The organism is Ichthyobacterium seriolicida (genome assembly GCF_002369955.1).
In the GTDB taxonomy this organism is placed as follows: domain Bacteria; phylum Bacteroidota; class Bacteroidia; order Flavobacteriales; family Ichthyobacteriaceae; genus Ichthyobacterium; species Ichthyobacterium seriolicida.
In genome coordinates, this window is sequence record NZ_AP014564.1 from 18,335 (window position 1) to 43,005 (window position 24,671).

General features: G+C 34.0%; 16 protein-coding genes, 1 tRNA gene and 1 pseudogene. 8 read left to right on the forward strand and 10 right to left on the reverse strand.

The window, feature by feature from the left end; translation table 11 throughout:
• Positions 1–7 precede the first annotated feature (7 nt).
• From JBKA6_RS00075 to JBKA6_RS07715, 7 genes are all read right to left on the reverse strand, one after another.
• Complete coding sequence (locus JBKA6_RS00075; protein WP_096684565.1) at positions 8–1,141, reverse strand: hypothetical protein; 1,134 nt, start codon at positions 1,139–1,141, stop codon at positions 8–10.
• A gap of 55 nt (positions 1,142–1,196) precedes the next feature.
• Positions 1,197–2,939, reverse strand: coding sequence for a DUF5018 domain-containing protein (locus tag JBKA6_RS00080; protein WP_096684567.1), 1,743 nt, complete (start codon positions 2,937–2,939; stop codon positions 1,197–1,199).
• A 65-nt stretch (positions 2,940–3,004) separates the two neighbouring features.
• The gene (locus tag JBKA6_RS00085) at positions 3,005–4,195 is read right to left on the reverse strand and encodes a hypothetical protein (RefSeq protein ID WP_096684569.1); all 1,191 of its coding nucleotides are present in this window, start codon (positions 4,193–4,195) and stop codon (positions 3,005–3,007) included.
• A gap of 61 nt (positions 4,196–4,256) precedes the next feature.
• On the reverse strand, positions 4,257–6,224 hold the full coding sequence (locus tag JBKA6_RS07390; protein ID WP_157776837.1) for a hypothetical protein: 1,968 nt from the start codon (positions 6,222–6,224) through the stop codon (positions 4,257–4,259).
• A 62-nt stretch (positions 6,225–6,286) separates the two neighbouring features.
• Positions 6,287–7,399, reverse strand: a complete 1,113-nt coding sequence (locus JBKA6_RS00095; RefSeq protein WP_096684571.1) for a hypothetical protein — start codon at positions 7,397–7,399, stop codon at positions 6,287–6,289.
• Positions 7,400–7,459: 60 nt separating this feature from the next.
• Positions 7,460–8,611, reverse strand: a complete 1,152-nt coding sequence (locus tag JBKA6_RS00100) for a hypothetical protein (RefSeq protein ID WP_096684573.1) — start codon at positions 8,609–8,611, stop codon at positions 7,460–7,462.
• 61 nt (positions 8,612–8,672) lie between these two features.
• On the reverse strand, positions 8,673–10,526 hold the full coding sequence (locus tag JBKA6_RS07715) for a DUF5018 domain-containing protein (RefSeq protein ID WP_096684575.1): 1,854 nt from the start codon (positions 10,524–10,526) through the stop codon (positions 8,673–8,675).
• Positions 10,527–10,818: 292 nt separating this feature from the next.
• On the opposite strand from JBKA6_RS07715, the gene JBKA6_RS00110 reads away from it, so the two are divergent.
• The 5 genes and pseudogenes from JBKA6_RS00110 to JBKA6_RS07395 form a co-directional block, all read left to right on the forward strand.
• Positions 10,819–11,841, forward strand: coding sequence for a metal-dependent hydrolase (locus JBKA6_RS00110; RefSeq protein ID WP_096684577.1), 1,023 nt, complete (start codon positions 10,819–10,821; stop codon positions 11,839–11,841).
• 11 nt (positions 11,842–11,852) lie between these two features.
• On the forward strand, positions 11,853–12,704 hold the full coding sequence (locus JBKA6_RS00115; protein WP_394340179.1) for an aminotransferase class IV: 852 nt from the start codon (positions 11,853–11,855) through the stop codon (positions 12,702–12,704).
• Between the two features lie 77 nt (positions 12,705–12,781).
• Positions 12,782–14,398, forward strand: coding sequence for a CTP synthase (locus JBKA6_RS00120; RefSeq protein WP_096684579.1), 1,617 nt, complete (start codon positions 12,782–12,784; stop codon positions 14,396–14,398).
• Between the two features lie 8 nt (positions 14,399–14,406).
• A complete protein-coding gene (yidC, locus tag JBKA6_RS00125) occupies positions 14,407–16,197 on the forward strand; it encodes a membrane protein insertase YidC (protein ID WP_157776838.1) in 1,791 nt (596 codons plus the stop codon).
• 149 nt (positions 16,198–16,346) lie between these two features.
• Positions 16,347–16,599: pseudogene (locus JBKA6_RS07395) on the forward strand (transposase); the annotation flags it as partial.
• 190 nt (positions 16,600–16,789) lie between these two features.
• On the opposite strand, the gene JBKA6_RS00130 reads toward JBKA6_RS07395, so the two are convergent.
• On the reverse strand, positions 16,790–21,352 hold the full coding sequence (locus tag JBKA6_RS00130) for a tail fiber domain-containing protein (RefSeq protein ID WP_096684582.1): 4,563 nt from the start codon (positions 21,350–21,352) through the stop codon (positions 16,790–16,792).
• Between the two features lie 372 nt (positions 21,353–21,724).
• The gene (locus tag JBKA6_RS00135; RefSeq protein ID WP_096684583.1) at positions 21,725–22,480 is read right to left on the reverse strand and encodes a tetratricopeptide repeat protein; all 756 of its coding nucleotides are present in this window, start codon (positions 22,478–22,480) and stop codon (positions 21,725–21,727) included.
• Between the two features lie 101 nt (positions 22,481–22,581).
• Between JBKA6_RS00135 and JBKA6_RS00140 the strand changes: the two genes are divergently transcribed.
• Positions 22,582–22,653, forward strand: a tRNA-Met gene (locus JBKA6_RS00140).
• Positions 22,654–22,848: 195 nt separating this feature from the next.
• Here JBKA6_RS00140 and JBKA6_RS00145 read toward each other — a convergent pair.
• Entirely contained in the window at positions 22,849–23,031 is a 183-nt protein-coding gene (locus tag JBKA6_RS00145; RefSeq protein WP_317044159.1) for an ATP-binding cassette domain-containing protein, read from the reverse strand.
• 334 nt (positions 23,032–23,365) lie between these two features.
• On the opposite strand from JBKA6_RS00145, the gene JBKA6_RS07870 reads away from it, so the two are divergent.
• A complete protein-coding gene (locus tag JBKA6_RS07870) occupies positions 23,366–23,572 on the forward strand; it encodes a transposase (protein WP_449404347.1) in 207 nt (68 codons plus the stop codon).
• On the forward strand, positions 23,520–24,572 hold the full coding sequence (locus JBKA6_RS00155; protein ID WP_172843084.1) for an IS1380 family transposase: 1,053 nt from the start codon (positions 23,520–23,522) through the stop codon (positions 24,570–24,572). Before JBKA6_RS07870 ends, JBKA6_RS00155 begins: the two co-directional genes overlap by 53 nt.
• Positions 24,573–24,671 lie beyond the last annotated feature (99 nt).

The following is a 24,671-nucleotide window of genomic DNA, read 5'->3' on the forward strand; positions in this document are numbered from 1 at the left end:
TTGAATTCTATCCAGCAGGAGCAGCAGGAGGCGCATCTGCATTAATAGTTAATTTGTAATATTTCTTACTTGTTCCATCTTGAGCTACTACTATGAATTTATATTCGATTTTTTGTCCAGATGTAGAAGGGCCTTTAAGATCTGTAGTGCTACTGTTAGCAGATCCACCAGTCTTAATTCCAGTAATTGGATTGACGTTGTTACAATCATTACTGCCGCAAGCAGTAGTCTCAGTAGAAACCTCAATATAAGCCCCATCGGGAAGTTTTAAGGCATCTGCTTTGAAATAAGCACTAGCATCAACTCCATCAGTCTTAAGCTCTCCAGGAAGATTACTGGTGCCAGAAGCACTCTTCCTAAGCTGAAATTCAAATGGCTTATCCTCTGTACCATAGTCAGTATCAACACTAGCAACATAATGAGCTTTTATTGTGCTGTTAGCTGTAGGAGCAGTAGGGCTTCCTGATCCTACTGGAGTAAGGTTAGTAACTGTATTAATGTTACTGGTATTAACTGTAAACTTAAAATCATTTGGTCCTATAGTACAATCCTTTGATGGTTTATCATGAACGAAGACAACTTTACATACTTTTTCAATAGGGTTAGAGTCTTTTTCTTTTCTGCTGAGTTTAAAACTGTGGCTAATTCCTTCAGGTTTTATCAGCTTACTGTGAATTAATTCAGTTGTAATATCATAATCAAAGGAAGTAATGGTAGAATCAAGTGAAGTTGTACTATCACCTAAATAAATATTTGGTCCAATTTTCCCATTAAAAGTAATGGTAGCCTTTAGTGTCGCAGCAGTTATATTTAATGTTTTATCAAATGGCACAAACACTTTAATAACACCATTTGATTCTATTCTTGCCTCAAATTTATCATATGATTTATCAGTATACGCAAGAGCAGGAGTTTTTTTGATAAATAGAGCTGCATAAGCCTCAGTAGCAGAAGTGTTTCCTGTCGCGCTATTTTTATCCTTTGTAAAAGCTATAGTTTTAATATTTGCAATTGCTTTCTGTATATCTGCTTTAGTATCTTCTTCTGTCTTAGGCCCTTCAGTTGGTTTAGTACATGAGAAAACCACCAACCCAAGAGTTAGTAGTGATAATGTATTTTTAAATAAAATATTTGTTTTCATAATTTATAATGATTAATAATAAAAGAACAACAGCCTATAATTGTGATTTTGAATTCTATCCAGCAGGAGCAGCAGGAGGCGCATCTGCATTAATAGTTAATTTGTAATATTTCTTACTTGTTCCATCTTGAGCTACTACTATGAATTTATATTCGATTTTTTGTCCAGATGTAGAAGGGCCTTTAAGATCTGTAGTGCTACTGTTAGCAGATCCACCAGTCTTAATTCCAGTAATTGGATTGACGTTGTTACAATCATTACTGCCGCAAGCAGTAGTCTCAGTAGAAACCTCAATATAAGCCCCATCAGGAAGAATTAAGGCATCTGCTTTGAAATAAGCACTAGCATCAACCCCACTACTCTTAAGTTCACCAGCAGGGTTACTGGTGTCAGAAGGACTCTTTCTAAGTTGAAATTCAAATGGCTTATCCTCTGTACCCTTACCTTCTTCACTAGAAGGAGTAACATAATGAGCTTTTATTGTGCTGTTAGCTGTAGGAGTAACAGCTCCTGTTCCCACTGGAGTAAGGTTAGTAACAGTGTTAATACTGCCAGTGGCATTAACTGTAAATTTAAAATCATTTTGTCCTATAGTGCACTCCGTAGATTTAAGATCTAAAAACTTAAAATGCATAGTATATACCTTATCAGCAAATCCCTCTTTAGAGAATTTAATAACTTGTTTGATAGGAGTTGGAACAGTAGTAGCAGGCACTGATAAGTTTTCTTTGGTGAAAACATCTTTACTTATTTGAAAAGAAATATCTGCAGTATTGCCTGTAATAGCAGTCTTAGAAGTATCAGAATCTCCTAAAACTGAGGAAACCCCATCGACAGCAGTTTTAAACCCAAGAGTAACTATAACAGTAGCGTCTGCCGTTAAAGGCTGATGCTGTGAGTTATAAGGAAGTTTTACGTAAACATCATTTTCAACTATATCTGCAGTTTGAATTGTAAACTCAGCTGGATAACCGTTAGAACTAGCATCTACAGCAACATCTTTTCCTTTAGCTCTAGGAGGAGTTTTAGCAATAAAGAGTTTTTCGTAAAACTCAGAGATATTATCATCAGTTAGATTATTACTCTTCTCAAACTCTACAGAGCTGATCTCTAATTCTAGTTGTGGTATAGAAACCGTTACGGTATAGGTTTTTGCTTCTCCTTTTTCAGGAGTAACTACATAATTTACGGGGTTTGTAAAGTTTTGTGCTGCTAGAGAAAGTGGATCTATTGTTTCTCCTACAAACTCTATTGTAGGAATTAAACTTGATATTAAACTTTCTTTATCAACAGGTAAAACAACAGATATCTTAGTAGAATCCGCAGGATTAATAACTCCTTTTATATCTTCACTCAGACTGGTATTCTTAGCGGCCTCAAATTTGAAAGACAATATTTTATTCTCTGAGCTTGGTTCTGATACAGATACCGTTACGATATAAGTTTTAGCTTCTCCTTTTTCAGGAGTAATTGTAAAAGCTACAGGCTTAGAAAAATCTGTAATTGTATCAGGGGATGGAGTTATTTTTTTTCCTATAAATTGTATTGTAGGAACTAACTTGGTTATTAATTCTCTTTTTTTATAAGCTAAAACAACAGATATCTTAGTAGAATCCGCAGAATCAATACTAATATTTATGTCTTCTTTATCTAAACCTTCATTCTTGAAGGGCTCAAAGTTTAAACTGAAAGAAAGTAAAGAATCAATATCCGAACCATTTTCTACTCCTTTTGTACAAGAAGTAAATGATATAATTTGAAAAACAAATAAATAAAACAGTAAAATTTTTGACTTCATAATATTATAATGATTAATAATAAAAGGGCAACAGCCTAAATAATTAATTGTGATTTTGAATAATACTAATTACTAGCAGGAGCAGTAGGAGCCTCCGCATTAATTGTTAACTTATAGTGTTTTTTAGTCTTCCCATCCTGAGCTACCACTGTGAATTTATATTCTACTTTTGCTTGACCAGAAGTTCCTTTAAGATCTGTTATAGCTCCAGTAGCACCACCAGTTTTTTTCAATCCAGTAATTGGGTTAACATCACAACAAACAGTAGCAGCACCTCCACCTCCATTGGGAGTAGTACAAGCGGTATCACCAACCTCAATAAAAGCCCCATCTGGAAGTTTTAATGCATCTGCTTTGAAATATTTACTAGCATCTGCTCCTTGCTCAAGCTCACCATCTGTAGCATCAGTAGCTGGACCTGGAGTAGTAGCAGTGCTTTTCTTTATTCTAAGCTGAAATTCAAATGGTTTAGCTTCCGAACCATCATTAGGACCACTACCACTGCTAGCAGTATTAGCAGCAGCATAATGAGCTCTAACTATTGAGTTAGCTGCTCTAGCTGTGCTATTAATAGTTCTAAAATTACCGATTGCATTAATTCCACTCTCAGCAACTATAAATTTGAAATCATCTTGTCCTATAGTACAATCAGCTGATGGTTTATCATGGACGAAGACAACTTTACATACTTTTTCAATAGGGTTAGAACCTTTTTCTTTTCTGCTGAGTTTAAAACTGTGACTAATTCCTTCAGCCTTTATTAACTTACTGTGAATTAATTCGGTTGTAATATCATAATCAAAGGAGGTAACGGTAGAATCAAGTGGAGTTTTTTCATCACCTAAATAGATATTTGGTCCAAGTTTTCCACTAAGAGTAATGATAGCCTTTAGTGTTACAGGAGCACTTATATTTAAAGTCTTATCAAATGGGACAAGTACCTTAATAATACCATCTGATTCTATTCTTGCTTCAAATTTATTATATATATCATCGGTATATGGAAGAGCTGGGGTCCTTTTAATAAAAAGAGCTTTATAAGCCTCAGAGGGAGTAGCAGCACTAGCAGGGGTTCCTGTGCTATTTGCAGCCTTTGTAAACACAAAACTTTTAATGCTAACAAATGATTTTTCACTTGCCCCTGCCTCATATTCTTCCTTTGTTTTAGGGCCTTCAGTTGGTCTAGTACATGAGAAAACCACCAACCCAAGAGTTAGTAGTGATAATGTGTGTTTAAATAAAATATTTGTTTTCATAATTTATAATGATTAATAATAAAAGAGCAACAGCCTAAATAATTAATTGTGATTTTGAATTCTATCCAGTAGAAACAGGAGGAGAGGCAGGAGCAGGAGCAAGACCAGTAGGAGTAGAAGTACCAGCAGAACCAGTAGCAGCAGCAGTAGGATCAGAAGTAGTACTGATAGCAGGAGGAGCAGCAGAACCATCAGGATCAGCAGCAGCAAGATCAGTAGAAGCAGGAGCATCACGAGAAGGAGTAGTAGAAGTAGAAGTGGTAGGAGCAGGAGTAGCAGGAGCAACAGGAACGACAGGAGCAGCAGAAGCAGTAGAAGCAGTAGAACCAGGAGCAGGAGCAGAAGCAGAAGCGGTAGGCGCATCCGCATTAATAGTTAATTTATAGTACTTCTTACTTATTCCATCTTGAGCTACTACTGTGAATTTATATTCGACTTTTGCTTGACCAGAAGCTCCTTTAAGTTGCTGACCATCAGTACCTGAGCTGCTATTTCCAGTAATTGGATTAACATCATCATCATTTTCTAATACAATATAAGCCCCATCAGGAAGTTTTAAAGCATCTGCTTTAAAATAATCAGCAGCTCCAACCCCATCAGTCTTAAGCTCTCCAGGAGGATTACTGGTGTCCGAAGGACTCTTCCTAAGCTGAAATTCAATTGGGTTAGTACTCGTGCCAGGGTTAGCATCAGCACTAGTAACATAATGAGCCTTTACTATTGTATCAGCCAAAGGAGCAACAGGGCTTCCTGATCCAGTTGGAGTAAAGTTAGTAACAGTGTTAATACTGCCAGTAGCAGCAACTGTAAATTTAAAATCATCTGGTCCTATAGTACCTAGATCAGATCTAGTTTCTGAAAACTTAAAATGCATAGTATATACCTTATTAGCAAATCCTTCTTTGGAGAATTTAAAAGCCAGTTTAAAAGGAGTAGCAGACTCTAATTTATCCTTTGTAAGATCTGTTGTAGCTACTTTAAAAGTGATATCTGTAGTATTGCCTGTAATAGAAGTATTAGAATTCTCAGAATCTCCTAAAACTAAGGAAACACCGTCAACATCAGATTTAAACCCAAGAGTAGCTGTAACAGTAGCTTCTGACGTTAAAGGCTTTAACTGCGAGTTATAAGGAAGTTTTACATAAATATTATTTTCAACTATATCTGTAGTTTGAATTGTAAACATAAACTCAGCTGGATAACCGTTAGTGGCATCACCTTCAGCAATATCTTTTCCTTTAGCTCTAGCAGGAGTTTTTGTGATAAATAGCTTTTCATAAAACTCCGAAATATCATCTCCATTTAGATTCTTACTTTTCTCAAACTTTACAGAGCTAATCTCTAATTCTAGTTGTGGTATAGATACCGTTACGGTATAAGTTTTAGCTTCTCCTTTTTCAGGAGTAACTACATAATTTACTGGGGTTGTAAAGTTTTGTGCTACTAGAGAAAGCGGATCTATTGTTTCTCCTACAAACTCTATTGTAGGAATTAAACTTGATATTAAACTTTCTTTATCAGCAGGTAAAACAACAGATATCTTAGTAGAATCGACAGGATTGATAACTCCAAGGATATCTTCACTTAGACCAGTATTCTTAGCAGCCTCAAATTTGAAAGACAATATTTTATTTTCAGAGCTTGGTTCTGATAAAGATACCGTTACGGTATAAGTTTTAGCTTCCCCTTTTTCAGGAGTAATTGTAAAATCTACAGGTTTAGAAAAATCTGTAATTGTATCAGGGGATGGTGTTATTTTTTTTCCTATAAATTGTACTGTAGGAACTAACTTGGTTATTAATCCTCTTTTTTTATAAGCTAAAACAACAGATACCTTAGTAGAATCCGCAGAATCAATACTAATATTTATATCTTCTTGGCTTAATCCTTCATTCTTGAAGGGCTCAAAGTTTAAACTGAAAGAAAGTAAAGAATCAATATCCGAACCATTTTCTACTCCTTTTGTACAAGAAGTAAATGATATAATTTGAAAAACAAATAAATAAAATAGTAAGATTTTTGACTTCATAATATTATAATGATTAATAATAAAAGGGCAACAGCCTAAATAATTAATTGTGATTTTGAATTCTATCCAGTAGGAGCAGCAGTAGGAGCATCCGCATTAATTGTTAATTTATAATATTTCTTAGTCTCCCCATCTTGAGCTACAACTCTGAATGTATAACCCTGAGCTGTACTTGTGTTTGCTCCTCCTTTAAGGTCTGTCTGATTAGCCGTAGTAGTAGCTCCAGTTTTTTTCATTCCAGTGATTGGATTAATATCATCCCCAGCAGTAGTGCTGACCTCAATAAACGCTCCATCTGGAAGAATTAAAGCATCTGCTTTGAAATAATCGGTATTGCCAACTCCACCTTCCTTAAGTTCGCCAGCAGGCTTACTACTTTCACTCTTTCTAAGCTGAAATTCAATTGGGTTTGTACTTGAACCATAATCGGTAACGTTAGCAGTAGGAGCAACATAATGAGCTTTTATTGTGCTGTTAGATGTAGGAGTAACAGCTCCTGTTCCCACCGGAGTAAGGTTAGTAACTGTATTAATGTTACTCGCATTAACTGTAAATTTGAAATCATCTGGTCCTATAGTACAATCAGCTGATGGTTTATCATGGACAAAAACAATTTTAAATACTTTTTCAATAGGGTTAGAATCCTTTTCTTTTCTACTGAGTTTAAAACTGTGGCTAATTCCTTCAGCCTTTATTAACTTACTGTGAATTAATTCAGTGGTAATATCATGATCAAAAGAAGCAGCATTAGAATCAAGTGGAGTTGTACTATCACCTAAATAGATATTGGGTCCTATTTTCCCATTAAAAGTAATGGTAGCCTTTAGTGTCGCAGCAGTTATGTTTAATGTTTTATCAAATGGCACAAACACTTTAATAACACCGTCTGCTTCTATTCTTGCTTCAAATTTATCATATGATTTATCAGTATACGCAAGAGCTGGAGTCTTTTTTATAAAAAGAGCTGCATAAGCCTCAGTAGCAGAAGTGTTTCCTGTCGCACTATTTTTATCCTTTGTAAAAGCTATACTTTTAATATTTGCAATTGCTTTCTGTATATCTCCTTTAGCATCTTCTTCTGTCTTAGGCCCTTCAGTTGGTTTAGTACACGAAAAAATCACTAAAGCAAGACTTAATAATGACAAAGCGTTTTTAAATAAAAAATTAATTTTCATAATTTTGATGATTAATAATAAAAGGGCAATAGCCTAAATAATTAATTGTGATTTTGAATTCTATCCAGCAGGAGCAGCATCCGCATTAATAGTTAATTTGTAATATTTCTTACTTGTTCCATCTTGAGCTACTACTGTAAATTTGTATTCGATTTTATTTCCAGATGTAGAATGTCCTTTAAGATCTGTTGTAGTAGTGGCGCTAGCAGTTCCGCCAGTTCTAACTCCAGTAATTGGATTGACATTGGCACATGTAGCAGGAGTGCTACTGCCAGGACAAGCATTAGTGTCAGTAGAAACCTCAATATAAGCGCCATCGGGAAGTTTTAAGGCATCTGCTTTGAAATAAGCACTAGCATCAACTCCACCTTGCTTAAGTTCGCCAGCAGGCTTACTACTTTCACTCTTTCTAAGTTGAAATTCAGCTGGTTTACCAGCCTCTAAACCATATTTAGCATCAGTACTAGCAACATAATGAGCTTTTATTGTGCTGTTAGCTGTAGGAGCAGTAGGGCTTCCTGATCCTACTGGAGTAAGGTTAGTAACTGTATTAATGTTACTCGTATTAACTGTAAATTTAAAATCATCTGGTCCTATAGTACAATCCTTTGATGGTTTATCATGAACGAAGACGACTTTACATACTTTTTCAATAGGGTTAGAGTCTTTTTCTTTTCTGCTGAGTTTAAAACTATGACTAATTCCTTCAGATTTTATCAGCTTACTGTGAATTAATTCAGTTGTAATATCATAATCAAAGGAAGTAATGGTAGAATCAAGTGGAGTTGTACTATCACCTAAATAAATATTTGGTCCAATTTTCCCATTAAAAGTAATAGTAGCCTTTAGTGTTACAGGAGCACTTATATTTAAAGTCTTATCAAATGGCACAAGCACTTTAATAACACCATCTGCTTCTATTCTTGCTTCAAATTTTTCATATGATTTATCAGTATACGCAAGAGCAGGAGTCTTTTTTATAAAAAGAGCTGCATAAGCCTCAGAGGGAGTAGCAGTACTAGCAGGGGTTCCTGTGCTATTTCCAGCCTTTGTAAATACAAAACTTTTAATGCTAACAAGTGATTTTTCACTTACCCCTGCCTCAGATTCTTCCTTTGTTTTAGGGCCTTCAGTTGGTTTAGTACATGAGAAAACCACCACCCCAAGAGTTAGTAGTGATAATGTGTTTTTAAATAAAATATTTGTTTTCATAATTTATAATGATTAATGATAAAAAGGCAACAGCCTAAATAATTAATTGTGATTTTGAATTCTATCCAGTAGGAGGAGTTACAGAAGGAGAAGGAGAAGCAACAACAGGAACAGCAGCAGGAGCAGCAGCAGGAGCAGCAGCAGGAGCAGCAACAGGAGCAGAAGCAGAAGCAGAAGCAGAAGCGGTAGGCGCATCCGCATTAATAGTTAATTTATAGTACTTCTTACTTGTTCCATCTTGAGCTACTACTGTGAATTTATATTCGACTTTTGCTTGACCAGAAGCTCCTTTAAGTTGCTGACCATCAGTACTTGAGCTGCTATTTCCAGTAATTGGATTGACATCACAACAAACGGTAGCACCACTCCTATCAGGAGTAGTACAAGCAGTATTACCAACCTCAATATAAGCCCCATCTGGAAGAATTAAAGCATCTGCTTTGAAATAAGCACTAGCATCAACTCCATCAGCCTTAAGCTCTCCAGGAGGATTACTGGTGTCAGAAGGGCTCTTTCTAAGCTGAAATTCAAATGGGTTAGCCTCTGTACCTTTTTCATCACTAGAAGAGGTAATATAATGAGCTTTAACTATGGCTCCAGCCGCAGGAGCAGCAGGAGCAGGAGTCCCTGATCCAGTTGGAGTAAGATTAGTAACAGTGTTTATACCAGTAGTTTGGTCAACTGTAAATTTAAAATCCTCTTCTCCTATAGTGCACTCTGTAGATTTTTCATCTGAAAACTTAAAATGCATAGTATATACCTTATCAGCAAATCCCTCTTTAGAGAATTTAATAACTTGTTTGATAGGAGTTGGAACAGTAGTAGCAGGCACTGATAAGTTTTCTTTGGTGAAAACATCTTTACTTATTTGAAAAGAAATATCTGCAGTATTGCCTGTAATAGCAGTCTTAGAAGTATCAGAATCTCCTAAAACTGAGGAAACCCCATCGACAGCAGTTTTAAACCCAAGAGTAACTATAACAGTAGCGTCTGCCGTTAAAGGCTGATGCTGTGAGTTATAAGGAAGTTTTACATAAATATTGTTTTCAACTATATCTGTAGTTTGGATTGTAAACTCAGCTGGATAACCGTTAGTGGTATCACCTTCAGCAATATCTTTTCCTTTAGCTCTAGAAGGAGTTTTTGTAATAAATAGCTTCTCGTAGAACTCAGAGATATTATCGTTAGTTAAATTTTTACTCTTCTCAAACTTTACAGAGCTAATCTCTAATTCTAGTTGTGGTATAGAAACCGTTACGGCATAAGTTTTAGCTTCTCCTTTTTCAGGAGTAACTACATAATTTACGGGGGTTGTAAAGTTTTGTGCTACCCCAGAAAGCGGATCTATTGTTTCTCCTACAAACTCTATTGTAGGAATTAAACTTGATATTAAACTTTCTTTATCAGAAGGTAAAACAACAGATATCTTAGTAGAGTCTGCAGGATTGATAATTCCAAGGATATCTTCACTTAGACCAGTATTCTTAGCAGCCTCAAATTTGAAAGACAATATTTTATTTTCAGAGCTTGGTTCTGATAAAGATACCGTTACGGTATAAGTTTTAGCTTCTCCTTTTTCAGGAGTAATTGTAAAATCTACAGGTTTAGAAAAATCTGTAATTGTATCAGGGGATGGTGTTATTTTTTTTCCTATAAATTGTACTGTAGGAACTAACTTGGTTATTAATTCTCTTTTCCTATAAGCTAAAACAACAGATACCTTAGTAGAATCGGCAGGGTCAATACTAATATTTATATCTTCCTTATTTAAACCTTCATTCTTGAAGGGCTCAAAGTTTAAACTGAAAGAAAGTAAAGAATCAATATCTGAACTATTTTGTACTCCTTTTGTACAAGAAGTAAAAGAGATAATTTGAAAAATAATTACAGAAAATAGTAAAATTTTTGATTTCATAATATTTAAAATAATCAAACTAAAAGCCTATTTTATAGATAAATCACGCACAATCTTCAAGCTTTCTAGTCTCAGTTGATAAATATGCTAAATTAGTAGTTTATATAAAACTAAAAAGAAATATTATTCTTTGCAGTTAAACCAAAATGCTTTATTAAACTCTTTTTTTTGACGCGTTTAGCACCCATTTTATTGCAAGATATCAGCGGAATCATGTTAAAAGCTATTTGAGATTTAGCTCTAAAGTTTTGATATTTTTGCTTTGATTTTTTTTAACTGTGAAATCGATACGATGGATTCGTTTACACAAATAGTATTAGGGGCTGGAGTAGCTGAGGTCACCTCGGGGCGCAAAATAGGCAATAGAGCTTTGCTTTGGGGCGCTGTATGCGGAACTATCCCTGATTTAGATGTATATATTCCCACCTCTAACATAATAGAGTTTTATCAAGTTCATAGAGGATTTTCGCACTCAATAGCATTTGCTGTGTTAATAACACTTCCCTTGGGATGGATCTTAAATTCTTTTTATAAAAAACTCAATCACGGAATTTCAACTTGGATGACTCTAGTTTTTTTCTCTACAGTTACCCATCCTATTTTAGATTGTTTTACCACTTTCGGAACAGAACTATTTTCACCTTTTTCTGATTATAGAGTAGCGCTTAACAGCGTGTTTGTAGTAGATCCATTTTATACTTTGCCATTTTTTATATGTGTTTTTTCTTTGCTTTTTCTTAAAAAGTCTAATCCCAATAGAAGAACATTGGCAAAAACAGGAATTATCTTGAGCACTTTGTACTTGTTTTGGAGCTTAAGCATAAAGCTTTACATAAATAATGTATTCGAAGATGAATTAAATAATCAAAATAAAAAATACTTTGATTATATCACCTTGCCTAGCCCTTTAAACACATTTTTGTGGCGTGTAGTAGCACAAGGTGAAAAGGGATTTTGGGTGGGGCACTACTCTATTTTCAGCCCTAAAAAAATAGATTTTATATATGTAGATCACAATAGAGATATCTTGCCTGAAGATCTGTTAGAAAACAATCAGTTTAAAAGATTAGACAAAATAACCAAAGGACAGTATATAGTTTCCAAAAAAGGAGAAAACTTCGTTTTTACAGATATGAGATTTCAAGTTTTTTTAGGGTGGGAACAAGTCTCTTATAAGAGCGATAGATTCTCTATAGAATTGATTAAAAAAAATGATGATTACCATTTTCAAAGACTTAAAGAAAATCAAAATTATTTTAATTTGGAATCTGTAGTGGAGATACTAGACGTTTTGTACAAAAAAATATTCTATTAATCGGAGATTATATGTTGATAAACTACAACGGCGAGATTATTTCAAAAGACGATTTATACCTAGATATAGACAATAGGGCTTTTAAATTCGGGGATTCTGTCTTTGAAACCATGAAGGTGATAGGTACTAAGATAATTTTCGGCAACGACCACTATTTCAGGCTTATGTACTCTATGAGAATATCTCGAATGGAGATTCCTAGTTTTTTTTCTCCAGACTATTTAAGAGGAGAAATTCTAAAAATAATTTCTAAAAGAAAATTATCCGGAGCGGTCAGAGTTAGGTTGACAGTATACAGGAAAGAAGGAGGATTATACACTCCTAAAAATGACGATGTGAACTTCATAATAGAGGCCATGCCCCTCGAAAGTGTAAAATACCTGATTCCCCAAGGAGATTATCAAGTAGATGTGTTTAAAGATCATTATAAATCAAAGGGATTGTTATCTAATATAAAGACGAATAATTCGCTAATACACGTGGTAGCTGGAGTATTTCAAAGAGAAAATGATCTAGATAATTCAATTTTAGTCAATAGCGATAGGCATTTAGCAGAGGCTAACAATGGGAATATTTTTTTAGTTAAAAATAACCAAGTGAGGACACCCTCTTTAGAAGAGGGCTGCGTAAAGGGAATCATGAGGATGAATCTGATAAAATTACTTTTAGATGAAGGTTATAAAGTCACAGAAGAATCTATATCTCCCTTCGAATTACAAAGGTGTGACGAAGTGTTTATAACTAATGTGATTATAGGCATACAACCCATAACTAAATACAGAAAAAAAACATTCAAAGTAGACTTAGCTCATCACTTAATAAATAGGATTAACAGTATCGTTAGCGACCGAGTAGTAATCTAATCTTTTATAAAAAAGTAGAGCCATTAAATTATTACCTTTGGCGTTTAAAAAATCTCTCCTTTTGTTTAAAAAGAAAAATGTCTAAAAACACAAAGTATATTTTCGTCACGGGCGGAGTAACCTCTTCCTTGGGCAAGGGTATTATTTCTTCTTCACTGGCTCTCTTGCTTCAAGCAAGAGGATATTCTGTAACTATACAAAAATTGGATCCTTATATAAATATAGATCCTGGAACTCTCAACCCATACGAACACGGAGAGTGCTACGTAACTCAAGATGGTGCCGAAACGGATTTAGACTTAGGACACTACGAGAGATTCTTAAATATAAATACTTCTCAGGCGAATAATATAACTACAGGGAGAATCTATCAATCTGTAATTCAAAAAGAGAGAAATGGAGATTTTTTAGGCAAGACAGTCCAAATTATACCTCATATAACCGATGAGATAAAGAGTTCCATAAAAATCTTAGGAGATACAGGCAAATACGACATTGTAATAACAGAGATAGGAGGAACAATAGGAGATATAGAATCCCTACCCTATATAGAAAGCGTAAGGCAGCTCAGATGGGAGTTAGGAGCGAAAAACAGCATGGTAATACACCTAACTCTAATCCCTTATCTGTCTATTGTAAGTGAACACAAGACCAAACCCACTCAACACTCTATCAAGACACTTATGGCTAGCGGAATACAAGCAGATTTTCTAGTTTGTAGAGCAGAGAGGCCTCTTCCCTTAGAGACAAAGAAAAAGTTAGCCCTATTTTGCAATGTAGAATTACAAGCCATAATAGAGTCTCTAGATGTAGAGACTATATACGATGTTCCAAAGATGATCTCCAAGCAGAAATTAGACGAAAAAGTATTGGATCATTTTGTTCTATCCACAGAAAAAAAACCCGATTTACAAAGGTGGAATTCTTTTTTAGAGAAATACAAAAATCCCAAAAACACTGTTGTAATAGCTTTGGTGGGTAAATATACAGAGGTTAAAGATTCTTATAAATCTATAATAGAATCTTTTATACACGCTGGGGCTGAATCCGAAACTAAAGTGATTATAAAATGGATTTCATCTGAAACCATAACACAAGAGAATGCAAAAGAAAATCTATCGGATGTAAATGGTGTCTTGATTCCTCCTGGGTTTGGAAACAGAGGGATAGAAGGCAAAATACAGGCTGTTAAATACTCTAGAGAAAACGGCATTCCCTTATTTGGGATATGCTTAGGAATGCAAATATGTTTGATAGAATTTGCTAGAAATGTCTTAAAACTCAAAGATGCTCACTCTATAGAGATGATGAGTGACACCCCGCATCCAGTGGTAAACCTCATGGAAGGGCAGAAAAACATAAAAAACAAAGGGGGGACCATGAGATTAGGGGCATGGGATTGCAAAATCTTAGAAAACACCAAAGCCATGGAAATATATAAAAGTGATATAATATCAGAGAGACATAGACACAGATACGAATTCAACAGTTCTTATATAGATGATTTTACTAAAAATGGCATGGTAATCTCTGGTGTCAATCCAAATACAAATCTAGTGGAGATAATAGAGTTGGCTCAACACCCTTGGTTTATAGGCGTACAGTTTCACCCAGAATACAAGAGTACAGTTACTACACCTCACAAATTGTTTTTATCCTTTGTAGAGGCTTGTTTAAAATATTCATCGAACTAATTATAAAGATGCAACAACAAAAAACAGATATCAATTCATTAATAGGATTTATACTGATAGGGCTGATAATGGCTTGGTTTATATATAATCAACCACCTGTAGAACAGACCTCTCAACCTCAAGCAAACATCTCTTCTACCCAAGAAAATAAAATAATACAAAAGGGAGTTTCTTGGGATTCTGCAGATCAGACAAATAAAAAAGAGCATAGCAGAGTAGAAAAAAAAGAAGTTATTTCGACTATAGAAAACGAATTGTTAGAGATAAAAGTCAGTAACAAAGGAGGTCAAATAGTTGAAGTTAGGATGAAAGAGTACAGCACTTTCGATAAGACTCCCCTATTTCTCATAAAAGACAATAGTAGCCATTTTGATATATCCCTTGTTGACAAGGACAACGAGATTATAAAAACCTCGAATATGTATTTCGAACCAGAGTTAAAGAAAAACACTCTTTTTATGAAATCTCATATCTCTGAAACCGAATACATAGAATATGTATACAATATAAAGCCCGATGATTATACGATAGATTTAAGTGTCAAATCAAAAGGACTAGGCAGAGTATTAATGCCTCAAAAAGAAATAGAGTTAGATTGGAAAATGAAGGCCATCGTACATGAAAAAGATAAAGTCTATGAAAATGATCATACAGAGATGTATTACAAAAAAGAGGATGATCAAATAGATTATCTATCCACAAGAGGTGTAGATGAGATAAAAGAAAACCAAGTGAATTGGATAGCCTTTAAGCAACATTTCTTCAGTACTGTTTTACTCTTAGATGATGAAAAATTTGAGAGGGCATCTCTGAAATCAGAGGTATTAGAAGACGATCTAAAACACACCAAACTCTTTTCTGCACAAATGCCTATAAAGCCATCTGAAAATGGTGAAATAAATAAATCATTGAAATGGTATTTCGGGCCAAATAAAATAGAAGTTTTAGAAAAATACGATACTCATTTAGGGGAGTTAGTACCTCTTGGATGGGGAATTTTTGGTTGGGTAAATAGCTTGTTGATCTATCCCGTATTTCTATTTTTCAAAAATATGGGCTTTAGTGTTGGGTTATCTATTTTGTTTCTCACTATAATAGTCAAGTTATTACTCTCACCTATTAGTTATAAGAACTTTTTATCTAGTTCTAAGATGCGTGTCATCAGGCCAGAGATCGATGAATTAAATAGAAAATTCAAAGATGCAGATCCTATGAAAAGGCAACAGGAAACCATGAATTTATATCGCAAGGCAGGTGTGAATCCTATGGCTGGGTGTCTTCCCATGTTATTACAGATTCCTATATTATTTGCTATGTTCAGGTTTTTTCCGGTAGCCTTTGAGCTCAGACACGAATCCTTTTTATGGGCAACTGATTTAGCTTCTTACGACAGCATATTCGATTTTGGTTTTTATATTCCTCTGTATGGAGATCATATAAGTCTGTTTGCCATACTAATGGCTATATCTACTCTTTTATATACTAAACTGTCTGGTACAGCAGGCATGGGGCAACCTACACAACCGGGCATGCCTAATATGAAAGTTATGATATATGTAATGCCTTTTATGATGATTTTATTTTTCAACAATTATGCTTCTGGATTGAGTTATTACTATCTGACTGCCAATGTAATTAGCATATTACAGATTTTTGTAATAAAGAAATTTTTTATAGATGAAGAGGCTATACATGCCAAAATGCAAGAAAATAAAAAGAAACCTCTAAAAAAATCTAAATGGCAGACCAGAATAGAAAACATCTCCAAGGAAATGGAGAAAAACAAGGGTAAGAAATAAACCTTATATAATTTATCCTAATATTTTCTATTTTAGTAGTTGACTAGCGTCGGTCTCTGTGAAAGATATAAAGGCAGCTGTCTCATTAATGAAATAAGGTAGTTTTTTTAATTTTTGATCTTTAGCACTAGATTTTACTTTCCTTTTAAAGGAAAATTATTTACACCACAAATTTGATTGAAAATATCAATGGGAAAATCAGAAAGCATACCAAAAACAAATTATCATTCCCAACTGATGATGCTGTTATAAAATCTACTTTTTTAGCTCTTGGGGAGGCTACAAAAAAAATGGTCTACGCCTACACTGAATTGGGAAATAATCCTGAATCAATTTTTAATTATTTTTGACAAAAGAGTTCGACTATGGATAAACCCCAAAAAAAAGCTGCCTCGGTTTTGAGACAACTTCATTTACAAACTTTAAGGAATAATCTTAGGTAAGATCAAGTTTTATTCTACCTCTCCCCTACTACCGAGTTTTAATGTTTTTTTTCATTATACGGAGCCTAACTTACGATATAAAATTCTAAGCCTATTTCTACAATACCATATTCAGAGCGTTTGACAACAAACCGCCTAAATGGATTTTACTAAATATTGTCTATCAAACCCTTAATATCTTCATCAGAGAGAATATCTGATTTACTTAATGCTTTGATTAAAACATCCACTTTTTCTTTAGTAGTAGAAAGCTCCTCTTTAATAGTACTATTATCCCTCTTAAGAATATCATTCTCTTTTTCTAGTTCTACCATACGATCGTAAACAGCTTGTGTGGCTGAGATATTCAATGTAGTGAGACCATCGTAATCTACTGATCGTAAATCATCTACCTCCTTACCATATACAAATACTTTATTTAAAGATGAATGACCTCCTAAATCTACCACAAAAGTATTATCGCTTTTTATCTCTTTTACTTCAACGGAAGTATCTTGATCATCATCCAAAACTAATCTTACCATGTCCCCCTTAGAAAAACCGTGAGATTTCTTTGTAGTAATTGATGTCATATTATCAATAGTTTTTACCGATTTCGAAAATTCATAGACGCTAGGAATAACACCACTATTCTTTTGTACAATATTTGGAACTATACCTTCTATCTGCTGAGCTATTACCTTCTTAAAATGCTGATTACCTAGTTTATTAGTATCTCTCATACTGTAATCCGTGATTTCTATATCTAAAAGTTTTTTAAGGTCTGATTCTTTATCTGAAATGCCTATTATGCTCTTGAGACGTTTATCAGAAGAGATTAGTGTAGTATTTGCAAAAACTGCTCCTTTTAAGTGTGTTTGAGTAATCCTATTATTACCGATGGTTACAGTATTATCCCCTTTTCCTATCGCACCAGCCCCTATAACTATTTCGTTAACGCTGTTATTTGCTTTAGCTCTAACACCATTTCCTATGAAAGTAGATTTATTTGATATCTGGAGAGGTGTTACTCCGTTATCAATATAATAACCAGCTTCACTTCCTATAGCTATATTATCATCACCTGTAGTTATTTCATATAAAGCATATGGACCTATAGCTACATTATTATTCCCCGTAGTCATTTCATATAAAGGATGTGAGCCTATTGCTACATTTTTTCCTCCATCTGCTAATTTGTATAAAGAAGAGTATCCAATTGAAGTATTCCTATCACCTATAGTGTTATCAGCTAGAGAATATGCGCCAATAGAAGTATTCCTATGACCTGCAGTATTATTTCTCAAACTTTCAAAACCAAAAGCCGTATTAAAATCGCCAGAGGTTATGGCATTACCAGAGCTTATACCTAAAAAACTATTTTCTTTACCAGTACCGGTAACAGCACCAGTCCCAGTAATAGTACCAGGAGTACCTCCATTAGTTCCATTACTGCCCTTTCCTGACCATTTAGTTATGAGATTATTAGTCCCTACTTTTCGCAGGTTATCAGAACTAATATCTTCCCAATTAGGATCAGAAGGTGGGGTAGGCGTGGTGCTAGTGATAGTGATAGCAGATCCAGTTCTCTTATAAAAAACCCAATCGTAAAGAACTACATCACCTACATTATAAGTAAACCCGCTCATTTTACTTCTTTTGTTAAAACCTGCACTGTGCAATATACCTCCTAAATGAGTAGATATAATACTATTTTCCTTACCTATGACTACCGTATTATTTCCTTTTCCTGTAGCGTCATTACCTATAACTATCTCATTAAGGCTGTTATTTGCTAGCGCTTTAGCATTATCTCCTATAAAAATAGAATTATTTGACGCCTGGAGAGCTGTTGATCCATTAGCAATATAAAAACCAGCGTCACTTCCTATAGCTATATTTTTACTCCCTGTAGTTACACCATATAAAGCATTTGCTCCTATAGCTGTGTTTTCACTCCCTGTAGTTATTTTATGTAAAGTAAATGACCCTATAGCTATATTTTTACTCCCTCTAGTTATTTCATATAAAGGATGTGAGCCTATTCCTACGTTTTTTTCTCCGTCTACTAATCGGTATAAAGAAGCGTATCCAATTGAAGTATTCAGATCACCACTAGTGTTAAAAGCGAGAGAATATGCACCAATAGAAGTATTCCTATAACCTATAGTATTATCTCTCAAACTTTCAAAGCCAAAAGCCGTATTCTGATAGCCAGTGGTTATGGCATTACCAGATTTTATACCTAAAAAACTATTTTTTTCACCAGTGCCGGAAACAGCACCAGCAACACCTCCACTAGTTCCATTACTGCCCTTTCCTGACCATTTAGTTATGAGATTATTAGTCCCTACTTTTAGCAGGTTATAAGAACTAATATCTTCCCAATTAGGATCAGAAGGTGGGTTAGGGGTGGTTTTAGTGATAGTAACAGAAGATCCAGTTCTCTTATAAAAAACCCAATCGTAAAGAACTACATCACCTACATTATAAGTAAACCCTATCATCATTTTACTTCTTTTGTTAAAACCTGCACTGTGCAATATACCTCCTAAATGAGTAGATGTAATACTACCTTCCTTACCTATGACTACCGTATTATTTCCTTTTCCTGTAGCGTCATCACCTATAACTATCTCATTAAGACTGTTATCTGCTAGCGCTTTAACATTATCTCCTATGAAAATAGAATTAGTTGATTCAGTGAGAACTGTTGATCCGTTAGCAATATAAAAACCAGCATCATTTCCTATAACTATATTACTATTACCTGTAGTCACATTAAATAAAGCAGATGTCCCTACAGCTATATTTTTATTCCCTGTAGTCATTTCATATAAAGGATGTGAGCCTATTCCTATATTTTTTCCTCCATCTGCTAAGTTGTATAAAGAAGCATATCCAATAGAAGTATTCCTGTAACCTCTAGTGTTAAAAGCGAGAGAATATGCGCCAATGGAAGTATTTCTATAACCTATAGTATTATCTCTCAAACTTTCAAAGCCAAAAGCCGTATTCTGATAGCCAGTGGTTATGGCATTACCAGAGCTTATACCTAAAAAAACATTTTCTCTACCAGTATAAGCAGCAGTACCAGCAGTACCTCCACTAGTTCCATTACTGCCCTTTCCTGACCATTTAGTTATAATATTGTCTCTTGGGTCTTTTATAAGAATCTTGTTTTTATTTATCTTTTCGTCTAATTTCTTCCCCTGAGCTGCTGATAAGGCCTTAGCAGGATCATTAGTAACTAAATCATCTACTATATCAAATATATTTAATTTAGTACCTAGTTCTGTCTTAAGAACTTTGCCTTGTGCCGCTGATAAGGCCTTAGTGGCATCATTAGTGGTTAAATTATTTACTACATCAGATATATTTAATTTAGTACCTAGTTCTGTCTTAAGAACTTTGCCTTGTGCCGCTGATAAGGCCTTAGTGGCATCATTAGTGGTTAAATTATTTACTACATCAGATATATTTAATTTAGTGCCTATTTCTGTCTTAAGAACTTTGCCTTGTGCTGCTGATAATACCTCTGTAACATCAGTGCTATTTAAATTATTTATTATCTTACTCTTATCAATCTTGTTTTTTAATCCATCTGACAATACTTTGCCTTGTGCTGCTGATAAAGCCTTATTAGGATTATTAGTGGTTAAATTATCTGCTATATCAGATATATTTAATTTAGTATCTATTTCTAACTTAAGAACTTTGCCCTGTGCCGCTGATAAGGCCTTAGTGGCATCATTAGTGGTTAAATTATTTACCACATCAGATCTATTTAATTTAGTGCCTATTTCTGCCTTAAGAACTTTCCCTTGATTTGCTGATAAGGCCCTAGTGGCATTATTAGTGGTTAAATTATCTGCTATATCAGATATATTTAATTTAGTACCTATTTCTGCCTTAAGAACTTTGCCTTGTGCTGCCGACAATACCTCTGTAGCATCAGTGCTATTTAAATTATTTACTATCTTACTCTTATCAATCTTAGTTTGTATCCTTTCAGACAATATTCTGCCCTGGTTCGCTGATAAGGCTTTACTCGCATCAGTAGACGTTAATTCATCTAACACATCTACTTTGAAACTGGAATCTAACTTATTGTCTATTTCTACCTTAAGTTTCTTCCCTTGCGCTGCCGATAATACCTCTGTAGCATCAGTGCTATTTAAATTATTTACTATCTTATTCTTATGGATCTTAGTTTGTATCCTTTCAGACAATATTCTGCCCTGATTAGCTGATAGAGGAATGGCACTACTATGAGAACTTAGATTATTTACAACAATAATTTTTCTAGCAGTATTAGCATATATAGCATATGGAACACTAAGCAAATCACCACTTTTCTTTATATCGTATTGTCCATTATTATTCAGATCTAATTCTGTTTTAATCATATGAGGAACTTCCCAATCTAAATCTGTTAATTTGAGAGCGTTATAATCTTGAGTTCTATCTCCATCGCCTATCTTTAAAGACGCTACGCCGTCACTACTAGTCCTAACTCTATGGATTTCGCTATATACAGTCTTCTCGCCAAGGGAAGCGTCATTAATAAATAATGATATTCGTATTTTGATAAAACTATCCCTCAATACATTACCTTTATCATCTCTTACTAGAATTTGATAACTCAATCTATCGGGAAAAGTCTTAGAGAATAATGATTCGCTAACTACTGTGAGTAAACAAAATGATATAAAAAAAATATTTCTTTTCATAGAACTTTGGATTTTAGATTAGACAATTTTTGCCGTCCAGTTATCTACTTATGTTTGAATGCGAAATGCGCCGATGCGGGTATAGAAACATGAAAATTTTAAGCTTGCAAGTATACAATTTTTTTTTTACATGATTTAACCTGGATTATTCATAGTCGTATCAATTTTTCAGATAGAATCTATCGCTTTATCCAGTATTTATAAATAGTCATTGATGAACTCAGAGTTATAAATGGTATATTTTTATTCCTCATTTTTGGGGAATATCTAAAATGGTTATTTTTGGTTGAAACCCTTTAAAAATAACACTTTATGTTCAAATTGAAATATAACAATGAATAATCTGGATTAAAATTTCACACTCTTTACACTCTAAATATCTTCTAGGTCTTTAGATGTTGCCCACCCTGTTTTACCATCTGGTAACTCGATTTTTTTCCAATCTATTATCTCATCCAACACACATACTTTAGCCCCTTCGTGTAACATAAAAACATCTTTAGCATGTGAACTAGGAGCTCCTTTTATATAAGTGTTATTCACCATTACTATAGCTTGTTTTTTTAGAAGCATGTTATTCTTTATATAATCACTAATAGCAACAGACAATACCATAACAACTAAACTCATTATAGATATTATAAAAGCAGTTTTTTTTATATTAGGTTCACTTCTTAGATAGAATAAAGAAAAAAGCACAGCAAATAAAAAACTAGATATTACCGATATGTATCCCCACTCTTCATATTGCATCACACTCGTGAGACTATCCCATAATTTAGAAGTGATAGGTATCGGCAATTCTTCTATATTATCTACGGTCTTATTTTTTGATAATTTCAAATTGAATAGGATATCCGAATCATCTCTATTTAATTTTATAGCTCTTTCATAGTACAATATAGCCTTACCTATGTTTCCCAATTTATAATAACTATTCCCCATATTGAAATATATAGCATCAGATATAAAGTCTTCATCTAATATTGATTCATATATTTTTATAGCTTCCGTGTATTTTTTTTCATCATATAATGAGTTAGCTCTTTGGAATTTGCTTTCCTTTTCATCGGCAAAAACCATTATGCCTGATAACAAGAGGTATGTCAAAAAAAGATATTTTTTCATGGTTACTTTTTTAAAATGTGAAATACGCCCACAAAAGTAACTTATAAGTTTATTATTTTCTTTTTTTGTAAAAAAATGTATTATCTTTGCACAGAAGTTATCGCGGGATGGAGCAGAGGTAGCTCGTTGGGCTCATAACCCAAAGGTCGTAGGTTCGAATCCTACTCCCGCTACTGTATTAAGGTGGATTACCAAAATTTGGTGATCCATTTTTTTATTCCGAGAGATGGCCACAAAATCTATTTTATCTCTTCTTTGATAATTGTTGTAGCTCTAGATATAGCTAGCATATTTACTGGCTCAGTGATGGCTAAGAAAACCAGCCACAGCATCCTAAGTTTAGAACTACAGACTAATTGTACCTCTACCTAAAGTTGCTCCAGATTTTTATCCCTAATAGGATCTAGATTAGCAAACGGTTCATCTAAAACTAATACTTTGGGATTCCACATCATATCCGCTGTGATTCCAACTTCCTTTTGATTACCTTTACTTAAATCTCTCAAATATTTTTTTCTACCTAGAACTTCCCCATTAAGATAATTCTTCAAATTGAACTAAAAAAGATTCTATATCAGCTCTGTCCATCGCTATTAAATACCCTATAAAATTGAAATATATCCATGAATAATCTGAGTTAAATCGCCTCATAAGCATAAAAGACCCCAAAACTAAAGGTAAGGGGTATTTACTTAACCCAGATTATTCATAGTTACCCTTTAAATATTGCGCATAAAGTGTTAATTTTAAGGCATTAAAGTCCAAAGAAACATACTTTAATATAGCCCAAAAATGAGGAATAAAAACACATTATTTTATAGAGGGAAAACTTCTGTTGAGTTAACTTTTTCATCATCAGAAATTAGCTCTGATGGATCTTTAATCATGCTTGAAAAACTAGAAAGAGATCATAGATTGATTCATTATTACAGTAAACTTTTGCCTGATACTCGAGACTCTAGATTTATTACTTATACCAGAAAGCAACAGTTAAAACAAAGGGTTTATATGATCATGTTAGGCTATGAAGACGCCNATGATGTTAATCATTTACATAACGATCCTTTTATTCAAAGATGTTCTTCAAGGTGATTTGGCTTCTCAACCTACTATATCAAGATTTGAGAATAGCTTTGACAAACAAGCTGTTTTTAAGTTTTGTGATGCGTGGTTATACAAATATGTTTCAAGTTTATCTGATCGTAAGAGAATAGTTATTGACGTAGATTCAACTGATGATCCAACTCATGGCAGTCAACAATTGTCAATGTTTAACGGTTATTATAGTCAATTCATGTACAATGAACTATTTTTTCATGATGGAAAAACAGGACAGATTATCCTTCCTGTACTCCGCCCAGGAAATAGTCATTCTAATAAATGGTATGTGAGTATTTTAAAGCGAATAATTATCAAAATACGTGAGAGTCACCCAGAGATGGAAATAATTATTAGAAGTGATAGCGGCTTTAGTTGCGCTCCTTTTTACCAATTAGTAGATGATTTTGATTTACTATATGTGACAGGCATAGCGAGCAATGAAGTTTTAAAAAGAAAGGTATCTTGGTCAAAAAATGCTGTAAAAAAAATGTATTTAGATCAGGGAGAGAAGCACCAACATTTTATGAGTTTTACGTACAAAGCCAAGAGTTGGCACAAGCCTCAACAGTGCTATTCTAAAGTTGAGAGTACAGGATTAGGGATGAACATAAGGCATTTTTCTAGTAATCTTCCCCAAAAGGATGCTAGAGAAATTTACTTTGACTTTTATGTGAAAAGAGGTGATTCAAGTGAAAATAGAATAAAAGAAGTTAAAAATATGTGTTTTTCTGATCGTTTGTCAAATCATAGTTTTCTTGCTAATTTTTTTCGACTTATGATGAGTAGTCTTGCCTATGAAATGTTTTTATTACTGAAACAGAAGATAAAGAAAACAAGATTTGAAGTAGCAAAAAAATGGTTAATCAGTTCGATTAGAACCTATCTTCTCAAGGTAGGAGCAACGATTAAAATTACCAAAAGGCGAATCTATTATCAGCTATCTAAATCTTTTNNTACAAGGGTTTATTTCGGGAAATTATTACCCCAGTAACGGTTGTTTATTTGTGAAATGAACAACCTTGGGGATAGTTACGCCTTGTCGTTAAAAAACCATGTAAAAACACTAAAAAAGAGCATTGTCATCCTAAAA